Annotated in this window: 20 protein-coding genes and 2 tRNA genes; 6 read left to right on the plus strand and 16 right to left on the minus strand. The window is 63.2% G+C overall.

The window, feature by feature from the left end; genetic code table 11:
- Positions 1 to 141: 141 nt before the first annotated feature.
- Together J4E08_RS00615 and J4E08_RS00620 are read left to right on the plus strand one after the other, a co-directional pair.
- Positions 142 to 609, plus strand: coding sequence for a CoA-binding protein (locus J4E08_RS00615; RefSeq protein ID WP_349536859.1), 468 nt, complete (start codon positions 142 to 144; stop codon positions 607 to 609).
- Positions 610 to 958: 349 nt separating this feature from the next.
- On the plus strand, positions 959 to 1,927 hold the full coding sequence (locus tag J4E08_RS00620) for a pirin family protein (protein WP_349536860.1): 969 nt from the start codon (positions 959 to 961) through the stop codon (positions 1,925 to 1,927).
- 57 nt (positions 1,928 to 1,984) lie between these two features.
- On the opposite strand, the gene J4E08_RS00625 is transcribed toward J4E08_RS00620, so the two are convergent.
- From J4E08_RS00625 to J4E08_RS00640, 4 genes are all read right to left on the minus strand, one after another.
- Positions 1,985 to 2,296: a phosphoribosyl-ATP diphosphatase gene (locus J4E08_RS00625; RefSeq protein ID WP_183965482.1), complete on the minus strand. Its 312-nt coding sequence runs from the start codon at positions 2,294 to 2,296 to the stop codon at positions 1,985 to 1,987.
- Positions 2,297 to 2,307: 11 nt separating this feature from the next.
- Positions 2,308 to 2,715: a hypothetical protein gene (locus tag J4E08_RS00630; RefSeq protein ID WP_349536861.1), complete on the minus strand. Its 408-nt coding sequence runs from the start codon at positions 2,713 to 2,715 to the stop codon at positions 2,308 to 2,310.
- Between the two features lie 73 nt (positions 2,716 to 2,788).
- A complete protein-coding gene (hisF, locus tag J4E08_RS00635; protein WP_183965478.1) occupies positions 2,789 to 3,547 on the minus strand; it encodes an imidazole glycerol phosphate synthase subunit HisF in 759 nt (252 codons plus the stop codon).
- A gap of 146 nt (positions 3,548 to 3,693) precedes the next feature.
- The gene (locus J4E08_RS00640) at positions 3,694 to 4,131 is read right to left on the minus strand and encodes a DUF4168 domain-containing protein (protein ID WP_183965476.1); all 438 of its coding nucleotides are present in this window, start codon (positions 4,129 to 4,131) and stop codon (positions 3,694 to 3,696) included.
- Positions 4,132 to 4,398: 267 nt separating this feature from the next.
- Here J4E08_RS00640 and J4E08_RS00645 point away from each other — a divergent pair, with 267 nt between their 5' ends.
- Positions 4,399 to 4,845, plus strand: coding sequence for a DUF302 domain-containing protein (locus tag J4E08_RS00645; protein ID WP_349536862.1), 447 nt, complete (start codon positions 4,399 to 4,401; stop codon positions 4,843 to 4,845).
- A gap of 297 nt (positions 4,846 to 5,142) precedes the next feature.
- Here the strand turns inward: J4E08_RS00645 and hisA are convergent, their stop codons facing one another.
- Positions 5,143 to 5,865: a 1-(5-phosphoribosyl)-5-[(5-phosphoribosylamino)methylideneamino]imidazole-4-carboxamide isomerase gene (gene hisA / locus J4E08_RS00650; RefSeq protein WP_349536863.1), complete on the minus strand. Its 723-nt coding sequence runs from the start codon at positions 5,863 to 5,865 to the stop codon at positions 5,143 to 5,145.
- 151 nt (positions 5,866 to 6,016) lie between these two features.
- Here hisA and J4E08_RS00655 point away from each other — a divergent pair, with 151 nt between their 5' ends.
- Positions 6,017 to 6,403 carry a DUF2147 domain-containing protein gene (locus J4E08_RS00655; protein ID WP_349536864.1) on the plus strand — a complete coding sequence of 129 codons (387 nt, stop codon included), beginning with the start codon at positions 6,017 to 6,019 and terminating at the stop codon, positions 6,401 to 6,403.
- Positions 6,404 to 6,470: 67 nt separating this feature from the next.
- Here the strand turns inward: J4E08_RS00655 and hisH are convergent, their stop codons facing one another.
- The 9 genes from hisH to J4E08_RS00700 all read right to left on the minus strand — a co-directional run bounded on the left by hisH (position 6,471) and on the right by J4E08_RS00700 (position 14,855).
- Entirely contained in the window at positions 6,471 to 7,106 is a 636-nt protein-coding gene (gene hisH / locus J4E08_RS00660) for an imidazole glycerol phosphate synthase subunit HisH (RefSeq protein ID WP_349536865.1), read from the minus strand.
- 62 nt (positions 7,107 to 7,168) lie between these two features.
- Positions 7,169 to 7,756: an imidazoleglycerol-phosphate dehydratase HisB gene (hisB, locus tag J4E08_RS00665; RefSeq protein WP_183965466.1), complete on the minus strand. Its 588-nt coding sequence runs from the start codon at positions 7,754 to 7,756 to the stop codon at positions 7,169 to 7,171.
- Between the two features lie 162 nt (positions 7,757 to 7,918).
- Positions 7,919 to 7,993, minus strand: a tRNA-Gly gene (locus J4E08_RS00670).
- Between the two features lie 74 nt (positions 7,994 to 8,067).
- Positions 8,068 to 8,142 (minus strand) — tRNA-Gly (locus J4E08_RS00675).
- 106 nt (positions 8,143 to 8,248) lie between these two features.
- The gene (locus tag J4E08_RS00680) at positions 8,249 to 8,638 is read right to left on the minus strand and encodes a VOC family protein (RefSeq protein WP_349536866.1); all 390 of its coding nucleotides are present in this window, start codon (positions 8,636 to 8,638) and stop codon (positions 8,249 to 8,251) included.
- On the minus strand, positions 8,638 to 9,030 hold the full coding sequence (locus J4E08_RS00685; RefSeq protein WP_183965461.1) for a rhodanese-like domain-containing protein: 393 nt from the start codon (positions 9,028 to 9,030) through the stop codon (positions 8,638 to 8,640). Before J4E08_RS00685 ends, J4E08_RS00680 begins: the two co-directional genes overlap by 1 nt.
- Positions 9,031 to 9,117: 87 nt before the next feature.
- The gene (locus J4E08_RS00690; protein WP_349536867.1) at positions 9,118 to 9,624 is read right to left on the minus strand and encodes a DUF2314 domain-containing protein; all 507 of its coding nucleotides are present in this window, start codon (positions 9,622 to 9,624) and stop codon (positions 9,118 to 9,120) included.
- Positions 9,625 to 9,805: 181 nt separating this feature from the next.
- The gene (locus J4E08_RS00695; RefSeq protein WP_349536868.1) at positions 9,806 to 13,249 is read right to left on the minus strand and encodes a pyruvate carboxylase; all 3,444 of its coding nucleotides are present in this window, start codon (positions 13,247 to 13,249) and stop codon (positions 9,806 to 9,808) included.
- A 412-nt stretch (positions 13,250 to 13,661) separates the two neighbouring features.
- Positions 13,662 to 14,855, minus strand: a complete 1,194-nt coding sequence (locus J4E08_RS00700; RefSeq protein WP_349536869.1) for an alpha-hydroxy acid oxidase — start codon at positions 14,853 to 14,855, stop codon at positions 13,662 to 13,664.
- A 123-nt stretch (positions 14,856 to 14,978) separates the two neighbouring features.
- On the opposite strand from J4E08_RS00700, the gene J4E08_RS00705 reads away from it, so the two are divergent.
- Both J4E08_RS00705 and J4E08_RS00710 read left to right on the plus strand, forming a co-directional pair.
- Positions 14,979 to 16,238 (plus strand): hypothetical protein, encoded by a 1,260-nt coding sequence (locus J4E08_RS00705; protein WP_349536870.1) that lies wholly within the window; start codon positions 14,979 to 14,981, stop codon positions 16,236 to 16,238.
- A 134-nt stretch (positions 16,239 to 16,372) separates the two neighbouring features.
- Positions 16,373 to 18,799 carry an ATP-dependent helicase gene (locus tag J4E08_RS00710; protein WP_349536871.1) on the plus strand — a complete coding sequence of 809 codons (2,427 nt, stop codon included), beginning with the start codon at positions 16,373 to 16,375 and terminating at the stop codon, positions 18,797 to 18,799.
- A gap of 6 nt (positions 18,800 to 18,805) precedes the next feature.
- On the opposite strand, the gene J4E08_RS00715 is transcribed toward J4E08_RS00710, so the two are convergent.
- Together J4E08_RS00715 and J4E08_RS00720 are read right to left on the minus strand one after the other, a co-directional pair.
- The gene (locus J4E08_RS00715) at positions 18,806 to 19,282 is read right to left on the minus strand and encodes an Lrp/AsnC family transcriptional regulator (RefSeq protein WP_349536872.1); all 477 of its coding nucleotides are present in this window, start codon (positions 19,280 to 19,282) and stop codon (positions 18,806 to 18,808) included.
- 245 nt (positions 19,283 to 19,527) lie between these two features.
- Positions 19,528 to 22,827: a hypothetical protein gene (locus J4E08_RS00720; RefSeq protein ID WP_349536873.1), complete on the minus strand. Its 3,300-nt coding sequence runs from the start codon at positions 22,825 to 22,827 to the stop codon at positions 19,528 to 19,530.
- Between the last annotated feature and the right edge of the window lie 84 nt (positions 22,828 to 22,911).

Here is a 22,911-nt window from a genome sequence, read left to right on the forward strand (position 1 = left end):
TGTGGCATTTGCGCCTATCTCTTGATCAGGTCGTGGGGACGGAACCCCCGCGAAACCTTCACTGTCCCTCGTTCCGTAACTGGCGTCCGGAAAATGTTCCGGACGCTTTTTTCTTGTCCGAAGTCCGCGTAGAGTACTGGCATGACATACGAAGATGCTTTTCTTAAAGATGTGCTGACCCGAACCAAGGTGGTGGCGGTGGTGGGCGTATCGATGGACCCGGTGCGGCCCAGCTACTATGTGGCACGTTATCTGAGCCTCAAGGGCTATCGCGTGATCCCCGTCAATCCGGGCCATGCCGGTAAAATACTTTTCGGAGAGGAAGTACGCGCATCGCTCGCAGATTGCCCGCAAAACGTTGATATGGTGGATATTTTCCGCCGCTCTGAACATGTTTTACCGATTGTGGAGGAGGCGTTGGAGGTTCTGCCCAATCTGCGCACCGTGTGGATGCAGATCGGCGTGGTGAACCACGAGGCAGAAGCCTTGGCGCAGGAGCACGGCAAAGACGTTATCATGCACCGCTGCCCGAAGATCGAGTATCAGCGCCTATTCGGCGAGCTGCGCATGGGCGGATTCAACACCGGGATTCTGTCTTCGAAACTGTAGAACCCGCTCGATTACTGCGGCGGGCGCTGTGGTTAAGGCATCGGACGGACACCGGATCTGGCAGGCTGTGAGAGATGGTGCAGGACAGATTTAGACGATCTTTAGCGAGGTTAACCTGCGTTAATGCGCGAGCCGACCGGTTTGGCGGCAAAAAGCGGTCGGATGTTAACTGTTGAAATCCCTGAGAGGATGACGTTGCGTCAAAAATGGTTAATCGTGCAGGGGCGCTGAGATATTTTATTTCGGTGCGTTATTGTGCGAAAGTGCACATAGGCATGTCGTCATCAGGGAATTGATTGGTCCGCCGTTTGGCGCACACTCTCTGGCATTCACCTTGAGGAGACACGACATGAGTTGGAACCCTGCTCACGCTCCACTGGCCGCGCATGTGGACCCCGATGCCATCGAGACCGTGATCCTGCCGCGTGCGCGCGATCTGGGCGGGTTCGAAGTGCGCCGCGCGTTGCCGTCGATGCAGCGGCAGATGGTGGGTCCGTTTATCTTCTTTGATCAGATGGGGCCTGCGGAGTTCATCACCGAAGGCGGCATCGACGTGCGTCCGCACCCGCACATCGGTCTGGGGACGGTGACCTATCTTTTCCAAGGTGAATTCGAGCACCGCGACAGCACCGGGGCGCAGCAGGCGATCCTGCCGGGCGAGGTCAACTGGATGCTGGCGGGCAGAGGCGTGACGCATTCCGAACGGACGCAGCCGGATGTGCGCAAGACACCGCATAGCCTGTTTGGCGTGCAGACCTGGCTGGCCTTGCCCGAAGATCGTGAAGAGGTTGCGCCAGCCTTTGAACACCACAAGGAAGCCGCGCTGCCACTGCTGGAGGCGGAGGGCATTCGCGCGCGGCTGATCCTTGGCTCGGCGCATGGACAGACCAGCCCGGTGACGATGCAGAGCGAGACATTCTACATCGACGTGGCTTTGCAGGCCGGGGCGTCTTATCCGCTGCCGGACAATCACGAGGATCGCGGGATCTTTGTGGCGCAGGGGGCGATCGAGGTGGCGGGAGAAATCTACGAGGAAGGCCGGATGCTGATTTTCCGGCCCGGTGACCAGATCAGCGTCAAGGCCGGGCCGCGCGGCGCGCGTCTGTTGTCGCTGGGCGGCGCGACGATGGAAGGGCACCGCTATCTGTGGTGGAACTTCGTGTCGTCGTCCAAAGACCGCATTGAGAAAGCCAAGGAGGACTGGAAGGCAGCGCAATGGGGGGAGGGGCTGTTCTCTCTCCCGATGGGGGACGATCAGGAGCACATCCCGATCACGCCTGAGCTGGAACGCATGAAGCCGAAAGAACCGAAGGGATAGGACGGGACCGGCGCTGTTCGCTGTCGCGAAGGCGCCCCGCCCACCGTCCCGTCAGGGTCAGCTTGTGCGGCTGGCCTTTTCGCTGAGGCCCGATTGCGATTGGCGCGCTGACAGCACGTCCATGACCTGCGCGACGGAGACGCCACGGCTGCGCAACATGACCAAGAGGTGAAACAGGACGTCCGCGGCCTCGGAAGCGAGCTTGTCGGGGTCGTTTTTCACGGCTTCGATGATGGCCTCAATGGCTTCTTCACCAAATTTCTCAGCGCATTTTTCAGGGCCTTTTGCGAGCAGCTTGGCGGTCCAGCTTTCATCGGGGGAGGCCTGAGCGCGGGTGGCGACGATCTGTTCGAGGTCTTCGAGGGTCATGGCGGTCCTTGCTACAGGCGGCTGTCTGAGCCGATGATCTTGTCCATCAGCTTCCAAAGTTGCGGTTCCAGTGGTGTGCCAAGCACTTGCAGACGATTCAAGGGGGTAAACACCGGCTTTGCCTCTGTCGCCTCGTCCGTGGACCAATCGAGCAATTGCGGGCCGTCGGGGGCAATGCCGATGCGGATGCCCCAGCGTTCATCAGGACCCGCCTCCTGTGACCAGTCGCCGATGTAGACGCGGCAGAGTGGCAGGTGATTGGGCGCGTCCAACGTGACGCCGACCGTGTACCAGCCTGCGGATTTGTCGCCGACCTCAAGATAGCCAGAGACGACCGTGGTCAGCTTGCCGCAACAATTGCAGGAGGTGTGTTCTACCTCGCCCTCGCGGACAGTGACATCGGTGCCGTCTGAAAACATGGACCTCGTTCCGTTCGAGCATTTGCCTGCCGTGTTCAATACCCTGCGAGGGTTAACGAGCGGTCATCAGCGGTCAGAGACGGACAGGAATTCCTGCGGCAGCCATATGTGCCTTGGCCTCGGCCACGGTAAATGTGCCGAAGTGAAAGATCGAAGCGGCGAGAACGGCGGACGCGTGGCCTTCGGTGACGCCCTCGACGAGGTGGTCGAGCGTGCCGACACCGCCAGAGGCGATCACCGGAATGTCCACAGCGTCCGCGATGGCGCGGGTCATGGGAAGGTTGAAGCCGGATTTGGTGCCGTCGCGGTCCATGGAGGTGAGCAGGATCTCCCCCGCGCCCTTGGCTGCGATCAATTTCGCAAATTCAACAGCGTCGATCCCGGTGGGTTTGCGTCCGCCGTGGGTGAACAGCTCCCATTTGCCGGGGGCGACCGTCTTGGCGTCGATGGCGCAGACGATGCACTGGCTGCCGAACTGATCTGCGGCCTCGGCCACGACGTCGGGGTTGGCCACGGCTGCGGAGTTGAAGCTGACCTTGTCCGCGCCCGCGAGCAGGAGGGCGCGGACATCACCGACCGTGCGGACGCCGCCGCCTACGGTGAGTGGAATGAAGCACTGTTCGGCCGTCCGTGTGACGACGTCGAACATTGTGCCCCGATTTTCATGCGTGGCATGGATGTCGAGAAAGCAGATCTCGTCCGCGCCTGCGGCGTCATAGGCCTTGGCGGATTGGACAGGGTCCCCGGCGTCGATCAGATCGACGAAGTTGACGCCTTTGACCACGCGGCCATCGGCGACGTCGAGACAGGGAATGATGCGCGTTTTCAACATGTCGCCCGGTTATCCCGATTCTGTGATCGTGGAAAGATTGCCGCGCGATTGCGCGATTTGTCCGGGGCAGTGGTGACAGGAATGTAACACGAAAAACGCCGCCCCCCGAGAGGGGAGCGGCGCGTCGGCTTGGGCTGTGGGGGATATCAGCCTTCGCCTTGGGTGTTCGCTTCTTCGGCTTCCTTGACCAGGGCGGCAACGCGTTCGCCGACCTCCGGGTCTGCCTGCATGGCTGCGCCGATCTGGTTGTAGAGATCGAGGTTCATGTTCTCGGTGTCCTCGACAGCGGTCTGCATCTCTTCCATGGCTTGCATCTGCAGTTCGGTTGCGGCGTCTTCGTCGCTCGCCTGTTGCAGCTGTGGCAGGTAGTCCTGACGGATTTCGCTGATCGCCATGGCGGCATCTACGAAGCCTTGCAGTTGCGCATCAGTGAAGTTCTGGGTCTCCGTCTGCTGCATCTCCTGCTTGATCTCGGGCTTACCGTTGGTGGTGCCTTCGGCGGTCTGTGCAAAGGCTGGCGCCAGAGGTGCTGCGAGAAGTGCTGCGATGGTGGCGCTGCCTACGAGGGTCTTGCGGAAGGTCATGGTCGTCTCCGTCTGTTAGTGTGTGGCGGCGCGGCGTGAGGGTACCGCGCTGCCTTGTCCAAGACTTGTGGCCGTTGGGCCCGGGTCACAAGGGGGTGGTTTCGCGCGAGCGGCGCCCTGCCGAAATCAGCCTGCGGCGACGGCGGGGAATTGCGAAGCGTCTCGCGGCCCCCTTGAACGCGGAACCGCAGGCCACATGGAGTGTTGGGCTTTGCGAGGACGACGGGTGAAACCTTGGGTCGGATCCTCGAACAGGGAGCATCAAGAATGAAATATCTATTGGCAGCCACTGCCATCATGGCAGCAACCGTCGCACAGGCTGACGAGAAGCTCGACTGGGTCGAAGCCGAGGGCACCGTGCAGGAGGCGATGGACCGGCTGGAGGCGGCGGTCGAGGAGGCCGGGGCCACGGTCTTTGCCCGCATCGACCACGGTCAGGGGGCGAAGGACGTGGACATGTCGCTGCCGAACTCGGAACTGCTGATCTTTGGCAACCCGAAGCTGGGCACGCCGGTGATGCAGGAGAACTTTCGCGCAGGATTGGTGCTGCCCTTGCGGGTGCTGGCCGTCTGGGATCAGGACAAGACATGGTTTGTCTACCAGGAGCCGCACCAGATGCTGATCTCTGTGAACGGCGATTCCGGCGTCGAGGAAATCGACAAGATGCACGAGGCATTGAAATCACTGACCGAGAAAGCGGCAGACGCGAACTGACCGGCAGGCGCGGTCGCGCGCCCTCAGAGGTTTGACGGGCATCACGATCAGAATGACGGCGCAGGCCAGGGACGGTGGCGCCGTCACGCATACCGGTCGCCGATAAAGGCATTGGACAGCTCGGTTCCAGTACCTTCGCCGTTCACGACGCAGGGGGGCAGCTCCATCGAGGTTGCACCCGTGCTGCGCAGGCAGATCGCTGGTCCATTTTACGCGGTACATGACTCAAGGGGCCATTGGGGTGGCGATGGGCAGAGAGTTGAACTCGCGCGCCCGCGACGTGAATATAGAGGTGCGTCAGCCTTTCAACGCGGCAAGTGCCTCTTTCAGGTCGAGCGCACCGTCATAAAGCGCGCGGCCTGAGATCGCACCGTTCAGCGGTGCGCCGCAGTCGCGCAGGGCATTCAGGTCAGCAAGCGAGGAGACGCCGCCCGAGGCGATGACCGGGATCGACACGGCATTGCCGAGCGCTGCCGTGGCCTCGACGTTCGGCCCTTGCATCGCGCCGTCGCGGTTGATGTCTGTGTAGATGATGGCGCAGACGCCGTCGTCCTCGAAGCTGCGCGCCAGATCGGTGGCGTCGACGTCGGTGGTTTCGGCCCAGCCCTTGGTGGCGACCTTGCCGTCGCGCGCGTCGATGCCCACGGCGATCTTGCCGGGGAAGGCCTTGGCGGCTTCGCGGACCAGCGCGGGGTTTTCCACGGCAACGGTGCCGAGGATCACGCGCGCCAGACCCTTGGAGATCCAGGTTTCGATGGTTTTCATGTCGCGGATGCCGCCGCCAAGCTGGGCGGGGGTTTTGGTCTGCGCCAGGATGGACTCTACCGCGGCCGCGTTCACGGGCTCGCCTGCGAAGGCGCCGTTGAGGTCAACCAGATGCAGCCATTCGCAGCCCTGCGCCACGAATTCCATCGCCTGTGCGGCGGGATCGTCGTTGAAGACGGTGGCCTTGTCCATGTCGCCGCGCAGCAGGCGCACGGCCTTGCCATCCTTGAGGTCGATTGCAGGGTAGAGGATCATGAGCCTGGCCTTTCCGAACGTCTAGTCTTGGCAGGATGCAGTCACGAGGGTTGTGACGTGGCGTGACATCTGCCTTTGAACCTTGGGGAACGCTTGAACGCATGGGGGGCGGGGCGTCAAGATGTCAAACAGTCAAAGGGAGGACAACAAGATGAAATTTCTGGCAATTGTGGCCGCTGTCGCGCTGAGCGCGGGCGCGGCTTTGGCAGATCCGGTGGAGGGGGTCTGGCAGACGCAGGTCGATGACGGCAGCTTTGCCTATGTGAAAATGGCCCCGTGTGGCGGGCCGAAGGTCTGTGGTGTGATCGCGCGGACGTTCAACGATGCAGGCGAGTACAAGTCGCCCAACATCGGAAAGCAGTTGGTGATCGACATGGTGCCGCAGGGGAGCGGCAAGTACGAGGGCAAGGTCTGGCAACCGTCCAAGGACCGCATCTTTATGGGGAAAATGACGCTGAACGGCGATCGTCTGCAATTGGCGGGCTGTGTCGCCGGCGGCTTGATCTGCAAAAAGCAGACTTGGGCACGGGTTCAGTAAGCCGATTTAACGTATGAGAAGGCCGGGCCAAGGTGCCCGGCCTTTTTGTGAGGACAGCTGGCGCGGGTCAGGGCCGCCACGCCAGGAAGTTTGCAATCATGCGCAGACCGGCGTCGGCGCTTTTCTCCGGGTGGAATTGCAAGCCGATGCGGGTGTCGCGTGCCACGATGGCGGTGACGTCGCCGCCGTAGTCCACATGGGCGATGCGCTGGCTCGGGTCGTCCATCTGCATCTGGTAGGAGTGGACGAAGTAGGCGTGTTCGCCTGTTTCGATGCCTTCCAGAAGCGGGTGCGGGTTGTCCAGCACCAGATCGTTCCACCCCATGTGCGGGACCTTCAGCGCCGGGTCGTTCGGCGTGATGGCCTGCACCGCGCCGTCGATCCAGTTCAGGCCGGGGACGGTTTCGTATTCGTGCCCTTCGCGTGCCATCAGTTGCATGCCGACACAGATCCCCAGAAACGGGCGGCCACGGGTCTCGACTGCCTCGACCATCGCCTCGAAGCAGCCAGAGGCGCGGAGCGCGGCGGCACAGGCGGGGAAGGCGCCGTCACCGGGCAGGACGATGTGATCGGCCACGGCCACGGTTTCCGGGTCGGATGTGACCACCACGGAGCCTGCGCCGGTTTCTTCGGCCATCTTCTGAAAGGCCTTTTCGGCGGAGTGCAGGTTGCCGCTGTCATAGTCGATGATGGCAGTGAGCATGGGTGGCCTCTTGATCGGTTGCAGCGGTGGGGCGGTCGGGATCTGGTCCCGACCTGAGGGTGTCAGAGCGCGCCCTTGGTCGAGGGAAGCGCGTCGGTCATGCGCGGGTCGGGTTCGACCGCCTCGCGCAGGGCGCGCGCCACGGACTTGAAGGCCGCTTCGGCGATGTGGTGGCTGTTCAGCCCGTGCAGACGGTCGACGTGCAGGGTGATGCCGCCGTGCGTGCTGAGCGCCTGGAAAAACTCGCGCACCAGTTCGGTGTCGAAGGTGCCGATCTTGGCGGAGGGCATGTCGAGGTTCCACACCAGGAAGGGCCGGGCGGAGAGATCGAGCGCGCAGCGCACAAGGCTGTCGTCCATCGCCAGCAGGCAGGAGCCGTAGCGGCGGATGCCCTTCTTGTCACCAAGCGCCTGCACAAGGGCCTGACCAAGCGCGATGCCCGTATCCTCCACCGTGTGGTGGTCGTCGATGTGCAGGTCGCCGTCGGCGCGCACGGTCATGTCGATCAGCGAATGCCGCGAGAGCTGGTCGAGCATGTGGTCGAAGAAGCCGACACCGGTCTGGTTGTCGTAGGTGCCCGTGCCGTCAAGATTGATCTCGACGGAGATCGCGGTCTCGGATGTCTTGCGGGTGACGGTGGCGCGGCGCATGGCGGTCTCCTTTGGCGGGTCGCGCGCCTTATAGGCGGCGCGGCGCGGCGCGGAAAGGGGGCGACTGCGGAATTGCGGAGGGTTGATGCCACGTACACGCAGCCGGGACCGGTGCAGACCGGTCTGAAATTGGAATGCTATCGTGGAGGAAAGGGTGACGACTGGAGCGGGCGAGGCGATTCGAACGCCCGACCCTAACCTTGGCAAGGTTATGCTCTACCCCTGAGCTACGCCCGCATACCAGTCTGTCATCATTGCTTCGCGGTTTCCCGTTCAGCGCTGTCCGGTGGGTAACCGGTCAGCCAACCATTTGGAGCGGGCGAGGCGATTCGAACGCCCGACCCTAACCTTGGCAAGGTTATGCTCTACCCCTGAGCTACGCCCGCGTACCAGATGGTGTGGAGCGGCGTATAAGGCTGGCGGGCGGGGGCTGCAAGCACAAAAAAACGCGCGGGCGGGATTTTTTTCGCGGAGGCGGCAAAGCCCCTTTTTTCATTGGCGCGTTGGTTCGATCAGATCCCATCGGTTGCCCCAAGGATCGCGGAACACGGCGAGGGTGCCATACGGTTCGTGTCGAGGCGATTCCTCGAATTCGATGCCTTGGGCGATGAAATGCGCGTGGTCGCGGGCAAAATCATCGGTGTGCAGAAAGAGCCAAACGCGGCCTCCGCCCTGTTGGCCGATGGTTGCGCGTTGATCGCCCACGGCACGTGCGATGAGAAACTCCGTTCCGCCGGTCTTGTGCCCGACACGGACCCAGCGTTTGCCGCCACCGAGATCGTTGTCCTCAAGCAGGTCGAGGCCCAGCGTTTCGGTAAAGAAGCGGATGGCGGGGTCATAGTCCGGCACCAGCACGGCGCAGAGCGCGAGGCGCAGGCCCATCAGGTGTCCTTGTCCACCGGGCCGCCCTGTTTGACCCAGTCGGAGAAGCCGTCCTTCAGGTGGGCGGCATCGAAGCCCATGTCCTGTAGCGTTGCGACCGTGAGGGCCGAGCGCCAGCCGGAGGCACAGTGAAAGACAAAGCGTTTTTGTTCCGCAAAAACGGGCTTGTGATAGGGGCTGGCGGGGTCGACCCAGAATTCGATCATGCCGCGCGGCGCATGCACCGAGCCGGGGATGTAGCCCTGTTTCTGGCGTTCCCGGATATCACGAATGTCGACGATCACGGTATCCGGATCGTCAAGCAGAGCGATGCCGTCGGCTGTCTCGATCTCTGGAATGCGCGCGCGGGCGGCGGTGACCATTTCCGCGGCTGTGACCTTGAGCTCTGGCATGTGGTTCCCCTGGCTGTTTGGCTGATTGAGCAAGGTCAGCCTAGGGGCAGGGGCGGTGCGGCGTCCAGTCTTTGCCGAGGTGCGGGACTAGCGCCACGCGTCGGGCATGGGGTCGGCAGAAATCAGGTCGCCGATCTGCTCTGCCTCGGCGGCGGTCATCTGGCGCATCATGACGCGCGTCGTATAGTGGCCGAACATGCGTCCATCGTCGGCCAGCACGGACCAATCCACAATTTGTGAGGTGTCGAATGTGATCGTGTCGCCAAGTTCATGGCCCGGCATATAAGAGGGGACGTTGGCAAGATGGCCGGTAAAGCCGCCATCCTCGGTCACTGCGAGACTGTCGATCCAGATAATTTCGTTCTCCACCTCGAAGTGGGTGACCGGCAGGCTGGCCTTGAGGTTGAGAGCCGGGTGAACCTGTCCGTCCGCGCCGATGAGGCGGGAGAGCACCGCATCAAGATGCGAGCGGGCCTCGGTGATGGCGGCATTCATGTCCGGGTCGCTCTGCGCGAAGGGGATGGTGCTCTCCTGCGCCAGGGTGGCGGTGGCAAGACAGGTGAGCAGGGCGGTCAGGCGACACGAGATGGTCAAGGGTCGCGTTCTCCCGTGAATGGTTGGGGTTGGTGTTCCCCGCCTAGCACGCTGCCGTGTCGACAGGGAAGCGATCAGCCGGGCGGATGCAAGGATCGGCGGGGCTTAGCGCATGGTTTTCCGAAGATACGAGGAGGCCCGCCGAGCAGGGCGGGCCTCCGAATAAGGCGGTCCGGGCGGGTTATTCCAGAACGACCAGAAGATCCTTCGCGTCGATCTGGCCCCCGGCGGAGACATGCACCGCCGCGACCACTCCGTCGCGTTCGGCGTGCATCCCGGTTTCCATCTTCATGGCTTCGATGGTGAGCAGCAGGTCGCCTTCCTTGACCTTGTCACCCACTTTGACGGCGACAGAGGACACAACGCCCGGCATCGGCGCGCCGATGTGGTTGGGGTTGCCGACTTCGGCCTTGGGGCGCGCAGCGCTGGACGCCTTGGCCTTGCGGTCCGGCACGCGGATGGTGCGCGGCTGGCCGTTGAGTTCGAAGAAGACGCGCACTTCGCCGTCGTCCTGCGTCTCGCCCACGGCTTGGAGGCGGATCTCCATCTTCTTGCCGGGGTCGATTTCGGCGGTGATCTCTTCGCCGGGCTCCATACCGTAGAAGAAGGTCCGCGTCGGCAGCACACGCACAGGGCCGTAAGCCTCGTGGCGGGCGGCGTAGTCGGTGAAGACCTTGGGATACATCAGGTAGCCGTTCAGATCCTCGTTGTCGAACTCGACGCCGTCAAAGGCGGCTTGCAGCTCCTTGCGCTTTTCCTCGATGTCGACGGGCGCGGCCTTGAGGCCGGGACGCTCGGTGAACGCTTTTTCGTCCTTGAGGATCTTCTTCTGGATCTTCTTCGGCCAGCCGCCGGGGGGTTGGCCAAGGTTGCCCTTCATCATGTCTATGACCGAGTCGGGGAAGCTGAGATCGGTCTTGGGGTCCTCGACCTGCGCACGGGTGAGGCCCTGGGACACCATCATCAACGCCATGTCACCGACAACTTTGGACGATGGCGTGACCTTTACGATGTCGCCGAACATCTGGTTCACGTCGGCATAGGTCTGGGCCACTTCGTGCCAGCGCTCCTCCAGCCCGAGGCTGCGCGCCTGTGCCTTGAGGTTGGTGAACTGGCCGCCGGGCATTTCGTGCAGGTAGACCTCGGAGGCGGGGGCCTGCATGCCGGATTCGAAGGCAGCGTATTGGCCGCGCACAGCCTCCCAGTAGTTGGACATCTCGCGGATCGCATCCATGTCGAGGCCGGTGTCCCGCTCGGTGAAGCGCAGCGCCTCCACCACTGACCCGAGGGTCGGCTGCGAGGTGTTGCCCGACAGCGCATCCATCGCCGCATCGACACAGTCGACGCCTGCGCGGGAGGCTTCCATGATGGTGGCGATGGCCGCACCAGAGGTGTCGTGCGTGTGGAAGTGGACGGGCAGGCCCACTTCTTCCTTGAGCGTTTTGACCAGCGCGAAGGCGGCGTTGGCCTTGAGCAGGCCGGCCATGTCCTTGAGACCGATGACGTGGGCGCCTGCGTCGCGCAGATCCTTTGCCATGCTGACATAGTATTTCAGGTCATACTTGGACCGATCCGGGTCAAGCATGTCGCCGGTGTAGCAGACGGTGCCTTCGAGAACCTTGTTGTTCTCCAGCACGGCATCCATCGCGACGCGCATGTTTTCGACCCAGTTGAGGCTGTCGAAGACGCGGAAGACATCGACGCCGGTCTCTGCCGCCTGCTTGACGAAGGCCTGCACCACGTTGTCGGGGTAATTGGTGTAACCCACGCCGTTTGCGCCGCGCAGCAGCATCTGCGTCATCAGGTTGGGCATGCGTTCGCGCAGGTCGCGCAGGCGCTGCCACGGGCATTCCTGCAAGAAGCGATAGGCCACGTCGAACGTCGCGCCGCCCCAGCATTCCATGGAGAAGAGCTGCGGCAGGTTATGCGCGTAGGCCGGGGCCGCGCCGATCATGTCGATCGACCGCATCCGCGTGGCGAGCAGCGACTGGTGGCCGTCGCGCATGGTGGTGTCGGTGATCAGCAGTTGCTTTTGCTCCAGCATCCAGTCGGCGACGGCTTTGGGGCCTTTGGCTTCGAGCAGGTTGCGGGTGCCGAAGGCGGGGGCGTCGGCCCGGTTTGACGGGGCTTTGGCCGGTTTGAGATCGGGGTGCGGCCTGGCGCGGCCCTGGACCTCCGGATGGCCATTGACGGTGATGTCCGCGATGTAGGTCAGCACCTTGGTGCCGCGGTTGCGGCGCTGTTTGAAGTCAAACAGGGCGGGTGTCGTGTCGATGAACTTGGTCGTGTACTGATTGTTCAGGAAGACCGGGTGCTTCAACAGGTTGATGACGAAGTCGATGTTGGTGGTCACGCCCCGGATGCGGAACTCGCGCAGGGCGCGGTCCATGCGGCGGATGGCCTGTTCCGGGGTGGGGGCCTTGGCCGTGACCTTCACCAGCAGGGAATCGTAGTAGCGCGTGATGACGCCGCCCGCATAGGCTGTGCCGCCGTCGAGACGGATGCCCATGCCGGTGGCAGAGCGATAGGCGGTGATGCGGCCGTAATCGGGGATGAAGTTGTTGGTCGGATCCTCGGTGGTGATCCGGGTTTGCAGCGCATGGCCGGTCAGGCGGATGTCATACTGAGAGGCTTTGCCGGTCGCCTCGGAGAGCGATTTGCCCTCGGCGATCAGGATCTGCGCCTGCACGATGTCGATGCCGGTGACTTCTTCGGTAACAGTGTGTTCCACCTGAACGCGGGGGTTCACCTCGATGAAGTAGAATTTGCCCGTGTCCATATCCATCAGGAATTCGACGGTGCCGGCGCATTCGTAGTTCACATGGGCGCAGATCTTGCGGCCCAGTTCACAGATTTCCTCGCGCTGGGCCTCGGACAGGTAGGGTGCGGGGGCGCGTTCCACGACCTTCTGGTTGCGACGCTGGACGGAACAATCGCGCTCGTAGAGGTGATAGATATGGCCCTGCTTGTCGCCGAGGATCTGCACCTCGACGTGGCGGGCGCGGATGATCATCTTTTCCAGATAACCTTCCTCGTTGCCAAAGGCGGCCTGCGCTTCGCGGCGGCCTTCGAGCACCTTTTCCTTCAGCTCCTTGGCGTTTTCGATCGGGCGCATGCCGCGACCGCCGCCGCCCCAGGAGGCCTTCAGCATCAGGGGGTAGCCGACCTCGTCGGCTTCCTTGCTGATGGCATCGAAATCGTCGCCCAGCACGTCGGTGGCAGGGATGACCGGAACGCCGGCCTCGATCGCCACACGACGCGCGCTGGCCTTGTCACCGAGCGCCCGCATGGTTTCGGCGCGTGGCCCGATAAAGGTGATGCCATTGTCCACGCAGGCATCCACGAAGTCGGGGTTTTCCGACAGCAGGCCGTAGCCCGGATGGATGGCGTCAGCACCGCAGGCCTTGGCCACGCGAATGATCTCTTCGATCGACAGGTAGGCTTGTACCGGGCCGAGCCCTTCGCCAATCCGGTAGGCTTCGTCAGCCTTGAACCGATGAAGGCCCAGCTTGTCCTCCTCGGCATAGACCGCAACGGTCTTTTTCCCCATCTCGTTTGCTGCCCGCATGATACGGATCGCGATTTCACCACGATTGGCCACGAGAATTTTTTCGAATTCAGCCATGAGCGCTGGTCCTCCGACGCATTATTATTGCTTGGTTGCGCAACATTATTACTGTGAGCCTACGCTGCGTTGCGGCGCAAGGGGGTTTGCAAATTAATTGTAAAAATTGGGGTGGTTTGCAAACCGCTCAAAAGCGAGGCGGTTTCGATCCGTTGCCGAAACTAAATTGATCGGTGGCGGAAGGGCAATGCGGCACCGCCCCTGTCTGCCTCCGAAACATCCGCGCGATTGGATGCAGTTTGGCCACTAATCACCCTTTTTGGCCGAGATTTCGCACCAGCCTTTCAGCATGGCGTGCACCGATCCAGCGGAAATCATGTTTGGGGTGGTGTATGCTGTGCAGGCGGTGCCGGAATTGGGCACCGGGGCTTCGGTCGCTGAATTTTCAGGCGCTGTGCAACAGCTCCACGCCTTAGGCCGGGAGGTTTGGGGACGGGGTGGTGCTTGGCGCTGGGCGCTGCAACGGGATCGCGCGCCCGCGCAGGTCGGTGGCGCGGGCGACGCCCAGCTGGCCGAGGTTGGCGATGATGTCACGGCGCAGGATCTCTGCCAGATGGGCGGGGCCTGCTTCCCCCAGGGCGCACAGTGCATAGTGCCATGCGCGGCCCATCATGCAGAAATCGGCGCCGAGCGCGATGGCCCTCAGGATGTCGAGGCCGGACTCGATCCCGCTGTCGAAGATCAAAGGCAGCCGCGTGGCCGCACGGATGGCAGGCAAGGCTTCGATGCTGGCGGGGGCGGCGTCGAACTGGCGTCCGGCGTGGTTCGACACCCAGATCGCATCGACGCCATGCTGTTCAAGGCGCAGCGCATCCTCGGGCTTCAGAACGCCTTTGACCACCAGCGGCCCCTCCCAGTGCGCCCTTATCCAGTCAAGATAGTCCCAGTCCGGCGCGGTGCGCAGCAGATAGCCGACGTGGGCGGTGGGGTCGCGGGTCTCGGCGTCGGTGCTGTAGCGGTCCAGCGTTTTCATCCGCGGCATGCCATCGGTACGCATCGCGCGCAGCCGGGCAAGTGACCAGGCCGGGGTCCGCAGACACTGCGCGAGGATGCGCGGCGTCAGGCGCGGCGGCTGCACCAGCCCGCCCTTGACCTGACGTTCACGACGCGAGGCGACCGGCACATCAAGCGTCAGGACAAGCACGCGAAAGCCACTGGACCGGGCCCGTTCCAACATGTCGCGGCGGATGTCCACATCGCGGGGCGGGTAAAGCTGAAACCAGCCCTGACCTGCGGTGTGCGGCCCGACCTGTTCTGGTGTGGCGTTGGCGACAGTGGATAACGCGTAAGGCACGCCGAGCTCAGTGGCGCTGCGGGCCAATGTCTGTTCCGCGCGGGGCCAGAGCAGCCCGGATTGACCCACAGGGGCCACGCCAAAAGGCAAGGCGTGGTGCTGGCCGAGGAGCGTGGTCGACAGGTCGGGGGCAATTTCCCCATGCAGGATGGAGGGCACGAACCCCACCGCATCCAGGGCCGCGCGGTTGCGGCGCAGCGTCGCTTCTGTGCCCGTGGCGGTGTCCAGGTAGGCCCATGCAAAATGTGGTGTGCGGCGGCGGGCACGGGCGCGCAGGTCGGCGATGGTCATATATCGGCTGTGCGGATCCATAGGCTATTTGCCGACAATTGTTCCTTTTGTGCCAGAGGTATCTGAGCATTCGCGTCAATTGTTCAACATATTTTAAGCGACTTCGCGCAAATCTCGGGGCAGCTTTATAGAACGGAGAGCGCTATGCACGCCTTGCTACTGGACAGCCGCCCTGACCGCCTCGACCGTCTTCAGATCGCGTTTCTGGAGGCTGGCATTCACGTGACCGGATCGGGCAATCTTGCCGTGGCGGAGTGTTGTCTGAGGCGTGCGATGGTGGATGTGCTGCTCATGGATGAAACCGCCGCCGGGGGCTATGCTGGCGACATCGCGGCCATGGCGGAGCGACGCAACCTAAAGGTGGTGACCCTGATGCTGGCAGGGGATCCTGACGCGATGGCGGATGCCTGTGCCGATCGGATCAAGTCGCTGCACGGCGTCATGGAGCACGACAGTGACCCTGGAAAGGTGGCGCGCATGGCACGTGCGGCGCTTGGTGGGCGCGGCGGGGCAAAGGCCGCCGGGCCAGCGGTGCAGGCGGCTAAGGGGGCTGCGGCTGATGGCGGTGTTTTACAGGCAAAGGCGCATCAACACGCGCAAAAGCCGATGCCGAAGCCGCAGGCCGCTCAACCTGCGCCAAAGGCGGCGCGCACGGTGGGCGACGGGTATCCGGCGCTGAAGGTGCATCCTGCGCTGGCCGCACAGCGCGCCGCGGAAGCGGAGCGCGCGGCGTTGGCAGAGCACCCCGAGCAGAAAGCGCAACCGGCGGTGATCCATCCCAAACCGCAGGCCCAGCCCACCGGCCCGACGCCGGAAGAGCAGCGGATGGAGGCAGCCCGTCAGGTTCTTGAGCAGCGTCATGCGCGGGCGGAGCAGCTTGCCCGGGCGACGCCAACGCTCGAAAGCCGTGAGGCGGAACAGGCCCGCATTCAGGCGGCACATGAGGAGCGCCTTGTGCAAGCGCGGGCGATTGCGCGACAGCGGGCGCTGGACTACGCGGCGGCAACCCGAGCGGCGCAGACGCCTCGCAAGCCTGAAGCGCCCCCAATGGAGCATCACCCCATGCCGAAAAAGCCGCTGAAGGCGGAGCGGATTGCGCCATCTCGGGTGCAAGGTACCGCCGCGCCCGAGCGTGCACCGGGCAGGGGGCAAGCGCCCTCGGTCGCGCCGCTGAGCCGGGCGCATGACGTGCCTCATTCCGCCGTGGCGGGACGCGCCACCACGCCGCCTGCGCCTTCAGGGAACCCTGCTATACCGGCATCGCATGCGGCAGTGACGGCGGCATCTTCCAACGATCCGGTGCCGCTGCATCAGGCGGCGAAACCTGCGGACAGCCACCCGATCTTTCAAAGCTCCCGCCGCCGACTGGTCGGGGTCACCACAGGCGCGCTGATGTCGGCCTGATCTTGCAGGCAAAGAGCAGCACAAACGAACGGGCGGGCAGGTTTCTGCCACGCCCGTTCCTGCGATACAGGAAGCTTTGGAACGAATAGAGAACGGTCCTTTCCCTTTCCGTCCCGAGACGCTAAATTGCGTCCATGAGCAGTTTCGACGAATTCGACGCCTTTGAGCAGTCTTCGCTGTCCGCGCGCGCCATGGCCGCGCGGTCAACGCACGCGCCCTATCTGGATCAGCTGAACCCGGCGCAGCGGGAGGCCGTGGAACACCTCGACGGACCGGTCCTGATGCTGGCGGGGGCCGGGACTGGCAAGACCAAGGCGCTGACAGCGCGTGTGGTCCATCTGCTCAACACCGGGCGGGCGCGCCCGAATGAGATCCTGTCGGTGACCTTCACCAACAAGGCTGCGAAGGAAATGAAATTCCGCGTCGGCAATATGTTGGGGCAGGTGGTGGAAGGCATGCCCTGGATGGGCACGTTTCACTCGATCTGCGTGAAGCTGTTGCGCCGCCATGCAGAATTGGTCGGGCTGAAATCGAATTTCACCATTCTGGACACCGACGATCAGCTGCGCCTGCTCAAGCAGCTTATTCAGGCGCACGGTATTGACGACAAGCGCTGGCCCGCGCGGATGCTGGCCAATATCATTGACGACTGGAAGAACCGTGCGCTGACGCCAGAAAAGGTGCCATCAGGCGATGCCGGTGCATACAACCACGTGGGGCCAAGGCTTTATGCGGAGTACCAAGCGCGGCTGAAAGAGCTGAACGCCTGTGATTTCGGCGATTTGCTGCTGCATGTGGTCACGATTTTCCAGCAACACGGCGACGTTCTGGAACAATACCAGCGTTGGTTCCGCTACATCCTTGTGGACGAATATCAGGATACGAACGTCGCGCAGTATCTGTGGCTGCGCCTGCTGGCGAGCGCGCACAAGAACATCTGCTGCGTGGGCGATGACGACCAGTCCATCTACGGCTGGCGTGGGGCCGAGGTGGGCAATATTCTGCGGTTTGAAAAGGACTTTCCCGGCGCCCACGTGGTGCGGCTGGAACAGAACTACCGCTCGACCCCACATATTCTGGCAGCAGCCTCTGGCGTCATTCGTGGCAACTCCAACCGTTTGGGCAAGGAGCTGTGGACCGACGCTCAGGAGGGTGAGCGGGTCCGTCTGATTGGCCATTGGGACGGCGAGGAAGAGGCACGTTGGGTCGGAGAAGAGATCGAATCGATGCAAAATGGCACGCGCGGGATGCGGGGCTTTAGTTTGGACGACATGGCGATTCTGGTGCGCGCCTCGCATCAGATGCGCGCGTTTGAGGATCGGTTCCTGACCATCGGCCTGCCGTATCGGGTCATCGGCGGACCGCGATTCTATGAACGGATGGAGATCCGCGACGCCATGGCCTATTTCCGCGTCGTCGTGTCGCCTGCGGACGATCTGGCGTTCGAGCGGATTGTGAACACACCGAAGCGCGGGCTTGGCGACAAGGCGCAGCAAACCATTCAACGCATCGCCCGTGAAAACGGTGTGGCGCTGGTGGATGGTGCGGCTTTGGCCATCGAACAAGGGGCGATCAAGGGAAAGGGCGCAAAGGCGCTGGGCCAACTGGTTACGGATCTGGCGCGTTGGGGGCGCATGACGCGGGCAACTGTGACAGTTGAAAGCGATGATGACGTTTTGGAGGACATGGCGCAGCCGATGCCGTCGACGCCAGAGGTCAGCCACGTAGAGTTGGCGCAGATCATCCTGGACGAATCCGGCTACACCGAGATGTGGCAGAACGACAAGACGCCTGAGGCGCCGGGGCGTCTGGAGAACCTCAAGGAACTGGTCAAGGCTTTGGAAAACTTCGAGAACCTGCAAGGGTTTCTTGAGCACGTCAGCCTTGTGATGGACAATGAAACCGACGACGGCGGTGCGAAGGTGTCGATCATGACGCTGCACGGGGCAAAGGGCCTGGAGTTTCCGGTGGTGTTTTTGCCCGGCTGGGAAGACGGGCTGTTCCCTTCGCAGCGGTCGATGGACGAGAGCGGGGTCAAGGGCCTCGAAGAGGAGCGGCGGCTGGCCTATGTCGGCATCACGCGGGCCGAAGAGGTCTGCACCATTTCCTTTGCGGGCAACCGGCGCGTGTTTGGACAGTGGCAGTCGCAAATGCCGTCTCGGTTTGTGGATGAATTGCCCGAAGAACATGTAGAGGTGCTGACGCCGCCGGGGCTGTACGGCGGCGGCGGCGGATTTGGCTCCGCGTCGACCAGCTACGGCAACTCAGGTCTGGAAACCGCTGCGGCCGAGGCGAATGTCTACAATTCTCCGGGGTGGCGTCGATTGCAGTCGCGCGCCAATGATCGACCCCTCAGCCAGCCGCGCGAGAGCAAGGCGCAGGTCATCGACATGACCGCCGTGTCGGCCTTCAGCATGGGGGAGCGCGTGTTCCACCAAAAATTCGGTTACGGCTCAGTTGCAGGAATTGAAGGTGACAAGTTGGAAATCACCTTTGAGAAGGCTGGCACGAAGAAGGTTGTGGCGCGCTTTCTCGTGGCGGCGGACGACGTGCCGTTTTGATATGTCTCAGGCCACCGGCAGGGGCGAATCGTCCTTGGGCTGGTCCATGACGATTTGCGAATGCACGCGCGCCACCGTGGGGTGGGCGAGCAGAACGTCGTGGATCAATCTGTTCAGCGCTGGCAGGTCCGGACACCAGACCCGAAGCAGATAGTCGGCCTCGCCAGTCATGGTCCAGGCTGATGTAATTTCCTGACGCGTGCGCAGAAGGCGGCTGAAATCAGCACTTTGCTCCGTGCCGTGACGCGCCATTTGCACCTGAACAAAGGCTTGAACATGCAGCCCGAGGCGGATGGGGTCGAGACGGGCACGGTAGCCTTGGATCGTGCCGTTGTCTTCCAATCGCTGCCTGCGCCGTCCGGCCTGGCTGGCCGAGAGGTGCAGGGTATCTCCCAACTCCTGCGCCGTGGCATTGCCGCGCCGTTGCAATCTGTCCAGCAGCGCGATGTCTGTGGGGTCGAGGGGTGTGCGGGGATCTTGCATGAATACGTCTTTCGGGGCCGGATTGGACGGGGGGATCCCGAAGATGCGCGCAACAAGCGCGTAGGTAAAGCCGGGCTTTGCGTATTTTTACTATTGGGTGCGCGCAGTGGAAGCGTTCGCATATAACGCTCCGCGTGACGACACTCGTTTCAGCGCGGAAGGTTCGGTATTTTCGAGTTCCAACATCCGGTGACCGGCGCTGTTTGCCTTGCGGCAAAGGCGCCCCGCCCACCGTCCCGCCGATGTTAGCCGCGCGGCATTTGCAGGGTGAGGTTCCGGCCGCCCTTTGAATAGCGCAGCTCTGACTCGCCTATGGCGGCGACGCGTCCACCGTCGAGGCGATCCCCCACTTGAACCTTCTGATATTTGCCGGACGGCAGGCGAACCAGCGCACGGCGATTTGCTGGCGTGCCATAAACGCCGATCAGATTGATGCGGTTCAGGCGGATCGCGTTGCGCACGGTCGCGGAGGACGCAACGGAGGCGCTGGACGGTGCGGAGGGTTGGACTGTCCGGGGCGCAACCGCTGCGGTCTGCACGGCTTCGGTCGGGCGCTCTTTTTCCGCGCGTTCGACGATTGCGGTCATGTTGCGTGGCCGGGTCACGGGTTGCAACGAGGCGCGCACGGCCTGTGCCGTGGCGCGGGCCTCAGGTTCATCGACCACGGCTTGTTCCTGCACGGTCAGCGGGCGTGCCGCCGGCCTGAACCCTTCCAGTTCATCGAGGGAAATACCGCCCAGCGTGGCGCGCTCCTGCTGTTCGACCACGTCATCGGGGCGTGCTTCTGGGCGCTTCTGACCAAGCGGATTCGTTATGGGTGCAGGGTCGGGGGCGGCGTCGGGCGCGGGATCTGGCGCAGGCCCCGGAAGAGCCGCAGGTGTGGCCACCGCATTGCGCAGCGGGGGCACCACGGGCGGCGGCCCGGTATAGACCCGCAATCCGTCCGGCGTCAGAGCGCCCTCGGGCGTGGCCCGCACGACACCTCGTTCGTCGATGTCGAATGTCATGCCAGCGGGCGGCGGCAGGCCGGGGTCGGTCGGAACCGGCGCGCCAAGCACGTTTGGTGCTTTGGGCAGTGCAATGGCGTCGAAAATGGGGATCGTAGGGTCGATGGATGCAACGTAGACATTTTCCACACCGTCGGTTGGCGGGGTGTTTGGCGGCGCAGGGGCGCGCTGCCATATGCCGGTGGCCGCGTAGGTGGCAGCCGCTTCGTCACGGGTCAGCAGATCGGTGGATAGGGTAGGGAGGTCCGGCTCCACAACGGGTTGAGAAGGTTGCAGGGTGGCGACGGTTTCCTCTGCCGGGGCAACCTCTGGAGCGGTTTCTTCGGGCAGCAGGACGATGTCGTCGGGCGCGGCCTCTTGCGGGCTTGTGGCCACTGCGGGTTCATCATCACCGCCGAACAGGGAGGAGACCCCATCGTTCATGAACACCGAGGACCACGCACCGATCCCAAGCAGGAGGAGCACCAAAGCTGCGGTAAGCACGAGGCCCGTGGCGCGGGGCGTCTGGCGCTCCGGTGCGCGGTTGCGCGCGCCAAAGACAGTCATTTGCTCGCGCTCTTTTTGTGCGGCGGAGCGGGTGTCCTTGGCAGGTTTCGCCTTGGCGGATTTGGGCGCTGAAGTGGCCGGACCGTTTACCGGCAGGTCGTCGGAAATGTCTTTGGCGGGCGTTGCCGTTGAAAGATCATCCGTGTCTGCCGGGGTCGGCTTTGGCTCGGGAGCGATCATTGGCGCTTCAGTTTGATCACGGTCCGGCTGAAGCTTCAGCGCAAGAGGTGTCAACGCCTCGGCACTTGGGGCCGGAGGCGTGGGGCGTGCCTTGGCCAGCGCAGGGCCGGTTATGCCGGGGCTGCGCAGCGCGGCGAGACGCGCGAGGGGGGTAGGCCCGGCTGATCGCGAGCGCTCAGGCATGCTGTCGAGTTGCGGCGCGGCGCTGCCGGTGGTCGGCATGATGGGCGCCGGCGGCTCAGACGCGTCAGGGGATTTGGATGCCCGGCGCAGGCCCAGACGACTGGGGCGTTTGGAGGGCTTTCCGGGCTTGGCGCTTTTGTTGCGCGTCGGCACCGGAGCTTTGACGGCGGAGGTTGCGGCCACATCGGTTTGTACTGCGCCGAGACTGGGGCTGGACGCGGTGTCTGGACGGGCGGCTGGCCCGAGGCTTGGTGCCGGGCTGGCGGCGTCTGGGGTGTCCGCCGTAAGCGATTTTGCTTGAACGGACGGCGCGACGGGTCCCAGAGGGGTTGTCACTGGCGCAACCACTGACGGTGCTTTGGTGTCGGCCGGCAGCTCTGACTTTTCGGGCGCCGCGGACGGTTCAGGTGCGGCGCGTTCCGTGCTCGACGTATCTTCTGCGGTGCTGGCCGCAGGGGCCGGTGGCACGTCGTCGGGTTTCGGGAGCGGAGCACCTTCTGCGCGCGGCGTGGCCTCTGCTGTCTCCGGGTTGGGCGCGCTGCTCTCGGGCAAGAACGGCGTGAAGCGCGGCTTAATCGCTTCGGTCGCCTTCGGCGGCGTTGCAAACCCTGCTCCCAAAGCCATGCTGGGTGCGGGGGACATATCGGTTTCGGACCGCGGCCCGCGGCTGGACGCGAAAGAGACGGGCAGCGGGTCCTGTTCTTCGGGCGCGGCGGGGGATGCGGGAGGCGTCGAAAGGATATCCGCATCCTCACCAGTCTCCAGTTCCGTGTGTTCCGGGAGACCGTTGACGTCGGAGGTTTCAACTTCAGGCTGCGCCAGCGTTGTCTTTAGGTCTGACGTTTCGGAAGTGTCCTCCGCGAGTGCTTGTGACGGTTGAACGGGCTCTTTCGGCTCGGGTTCGGTCGGGGCAGGTGCTTCATCCAGCAGGTGCTCTGCCTGTGTTCCGGAGCTTGCGTCGTGAGGAGCGGTGATCTGCTCTGCTGGCAGATCTTCCGGGTCTTGAGGTGTCTCAGGGACCGGCTCTGACTCAGCCGCTTGTTCCGGCGGACGGGCGGTTTCGACGTCCGGAGATGTAACAGGGGTCAGAGCTTCCGGGCTGGCCGGAACGATGTGCAGCGGTTGCGCGGGCCGATCTACAGACGTGGGCCAACCGTCAGCTTTGCCAAAAAACACCGCCCCCTCGAATTGCGCGGTCTCTGCGTGTGCCAGATGGCAGATCGGCGTGAAACCGTGATCGCGGGCAAAAATTTCGGCTTCTGTCAGCGTATCCCGGGCGACCGCGGCGATTTGCAAACGTCCGCCAGCCTGTATCGCGTCCCAGACCAGATCATCCAGCGCGTAGGGTGTCGCGCCGTCAAGCGTCGTCCGGATGGCGGTGTCCCAGCTGGCCGGATCGCCCCCAGGATCGGGCAGGTCCGCGTAGCGTATCTGTTCATTGGGGATGATCAGGGCGACGTCAGCCCCCTTGGGATCGAGCACCTCTGCGCGATCGCGCATGGCGATCACCGCGACATCAAGGTCGGGATGGTCGATGGCAACTTCTTCGATCACCGCCCACGAGGGGCCGAGACGACGCAGAAGGGCGATGCCTTCGAATGACAGGGCGAGCGCAAAATTCGGTACCATGTGTCGGGTCTTACCAGTCCTGCTATGCTCGGGGGAGGGTTAATCCCTTTTGCGAACAGTATATGGCAACTCTTTGCCGAGGAA

It is taken from the genome of Sagittula sp. NFXS13, assembly GCF_040148795.1.
In the GTDB taxonomy this organism is placed as follows: Bacteria; Pseudomonadota; Alphaproteobacteria; order Rhodobacterales; family Rhodobacteraceae; genus Sagittula; species Sagittula marina.

Excerpts from the sequence above, each read along its gene's own strand:
- J4E08_RS00615 (WP_349536859.1), top strand. The coding sequence starts at position 142 with ATGACATACGAAGATGCTTTTCTTAAAGATGTGCTGACCCGAACCAAG.
- J4E08_RS00620 (WP_349536860.1), top strand. The coding sequence starts at position 959 with ATGAGTTGGAACCCTGCTCACGCTCCACTGGCCGCGCATGTGGACCCC.
- J4E08_RS00625 (WP_183965482.1), bottom strand. The coding sequence starts at position 2,296 with ATGACCCTCGAAGACCTCGAACAGATCGTCGCCACCCGCGCTCAGGCC.
- J4E08_RS00630 (WP_349536861.1), bottom strand. The coding sequence starts at position 2,715 with ATGTTTTCAGACGGCACCGATGTCACTGTCCGCGAGGGCGAGGTAGAA.
- hisF (WP_183965478.1), bottom strand. The coding sequence starts at position 3,547 with ATGTTGAAAACGCGCATCATTCCCTGTCTCGACGTCGCCGATGGCCGC.
- J4E08_RS00640 (WP_183965476.1), bottom strand. The coding sequence starts at position 4,131 with ATGACCTTCCGCAAGACCCTCGTAGGCAGCGCCACCATCGCAGCACTT.
- J4E08_RS00645 (WP_349536862.1), top strand. The coding sequence starts at position 4,399 with ATGAAATATCTATTGGCAGCCACTGCCATCATGGCAGCAACCGTCGCA.
- hisA (WP_349536863.1), bottom strand. The coding sequence starts at position 5,865 with ATGATCCTCTACCCTGCAATCGACCTCAAGGATGGCAAGGCCGTGCGC.
- J4E08_RS00655 (WP_349536864.1), top strand. The coding sequence starts at position 6,017 with ATGAAATTTCTGGCAATTGTGGCCGCTGTCGCGCTGAGCGCGGGCGCG.
- hisH (WP_349536865.1), bottom strand. The coding sequence starts at position 7,106 with ATGCTCACTGCCATCATCGACTATGACAGCGGCAACCTGCACTCCGCC.
- hisB (WP_183965466.1), bottom strand. The coding sequence starts at position 7,756 with ATGCGCCGCGCCACCGTCACCCGCAAGACATCCGAGACCGCGATCTCC.
- J4E08_RS00680 (WP_349536866.1), bottom strand. The coding sequence starts at position 8,638 with ATGGGCCTGCGCCTCGCGCTCTGCGCCGTGCTGGTGCCGGACTATGAC.
- J4E08_RS00685 (WP_183965461.1), bottom strand. The coding sequence starts at position 9,030 with ATGCCAGAGCTCAAGGTCACAGCCGCGGAAATGGTCACCGCCGCCCGC.
- J4E08_RS00695 (WP_349536868.1), bottom strand. The coding sequence starts at position 13,249 with ATGGCTGAATTCGAAAAAATTCTCGTGGCCAATCGTGGTGAAATCGCG.
- J4E08_RS00700 (WP_349536869.1), bottom strand. The coding sequence starts at position 14,855 with ATGGATCCGCACAGCCGATATATGACCATCGCCGACCTGCGCGCCCGT.
- J4E08_RS00705 (WP_349536870.1), top strand. The coding sequence starts at position 14,979 with ATGCACGCCTTGCTACTGGACAGCCGCCCTGACCGCCTCGACCGTCTT.
- J4E08_RS00710 (WP_349536871.1), top strand. The coding sequence starts at position 16,373 with ATGAGCAGTTTCGACGAATTCGACGCCTTTGAGCAGTCTTCGCTGTCC.
- J4E08_RS00715 (WP_349536872.1), bottom strand. The coding sequence starts at position 19,282 with ATGCAAGATCCCCGCACACCCCTCGACCCCACAGACATCGCGCTGCTG.
- J4E08_RS00720 (WP_349536873.1), bottom strand. The coding sequence starts at position 22,827 with ATGGTACCGAATTTTGCGCTCGCCCTGTCATTCGAAGGCATCGCCCTT.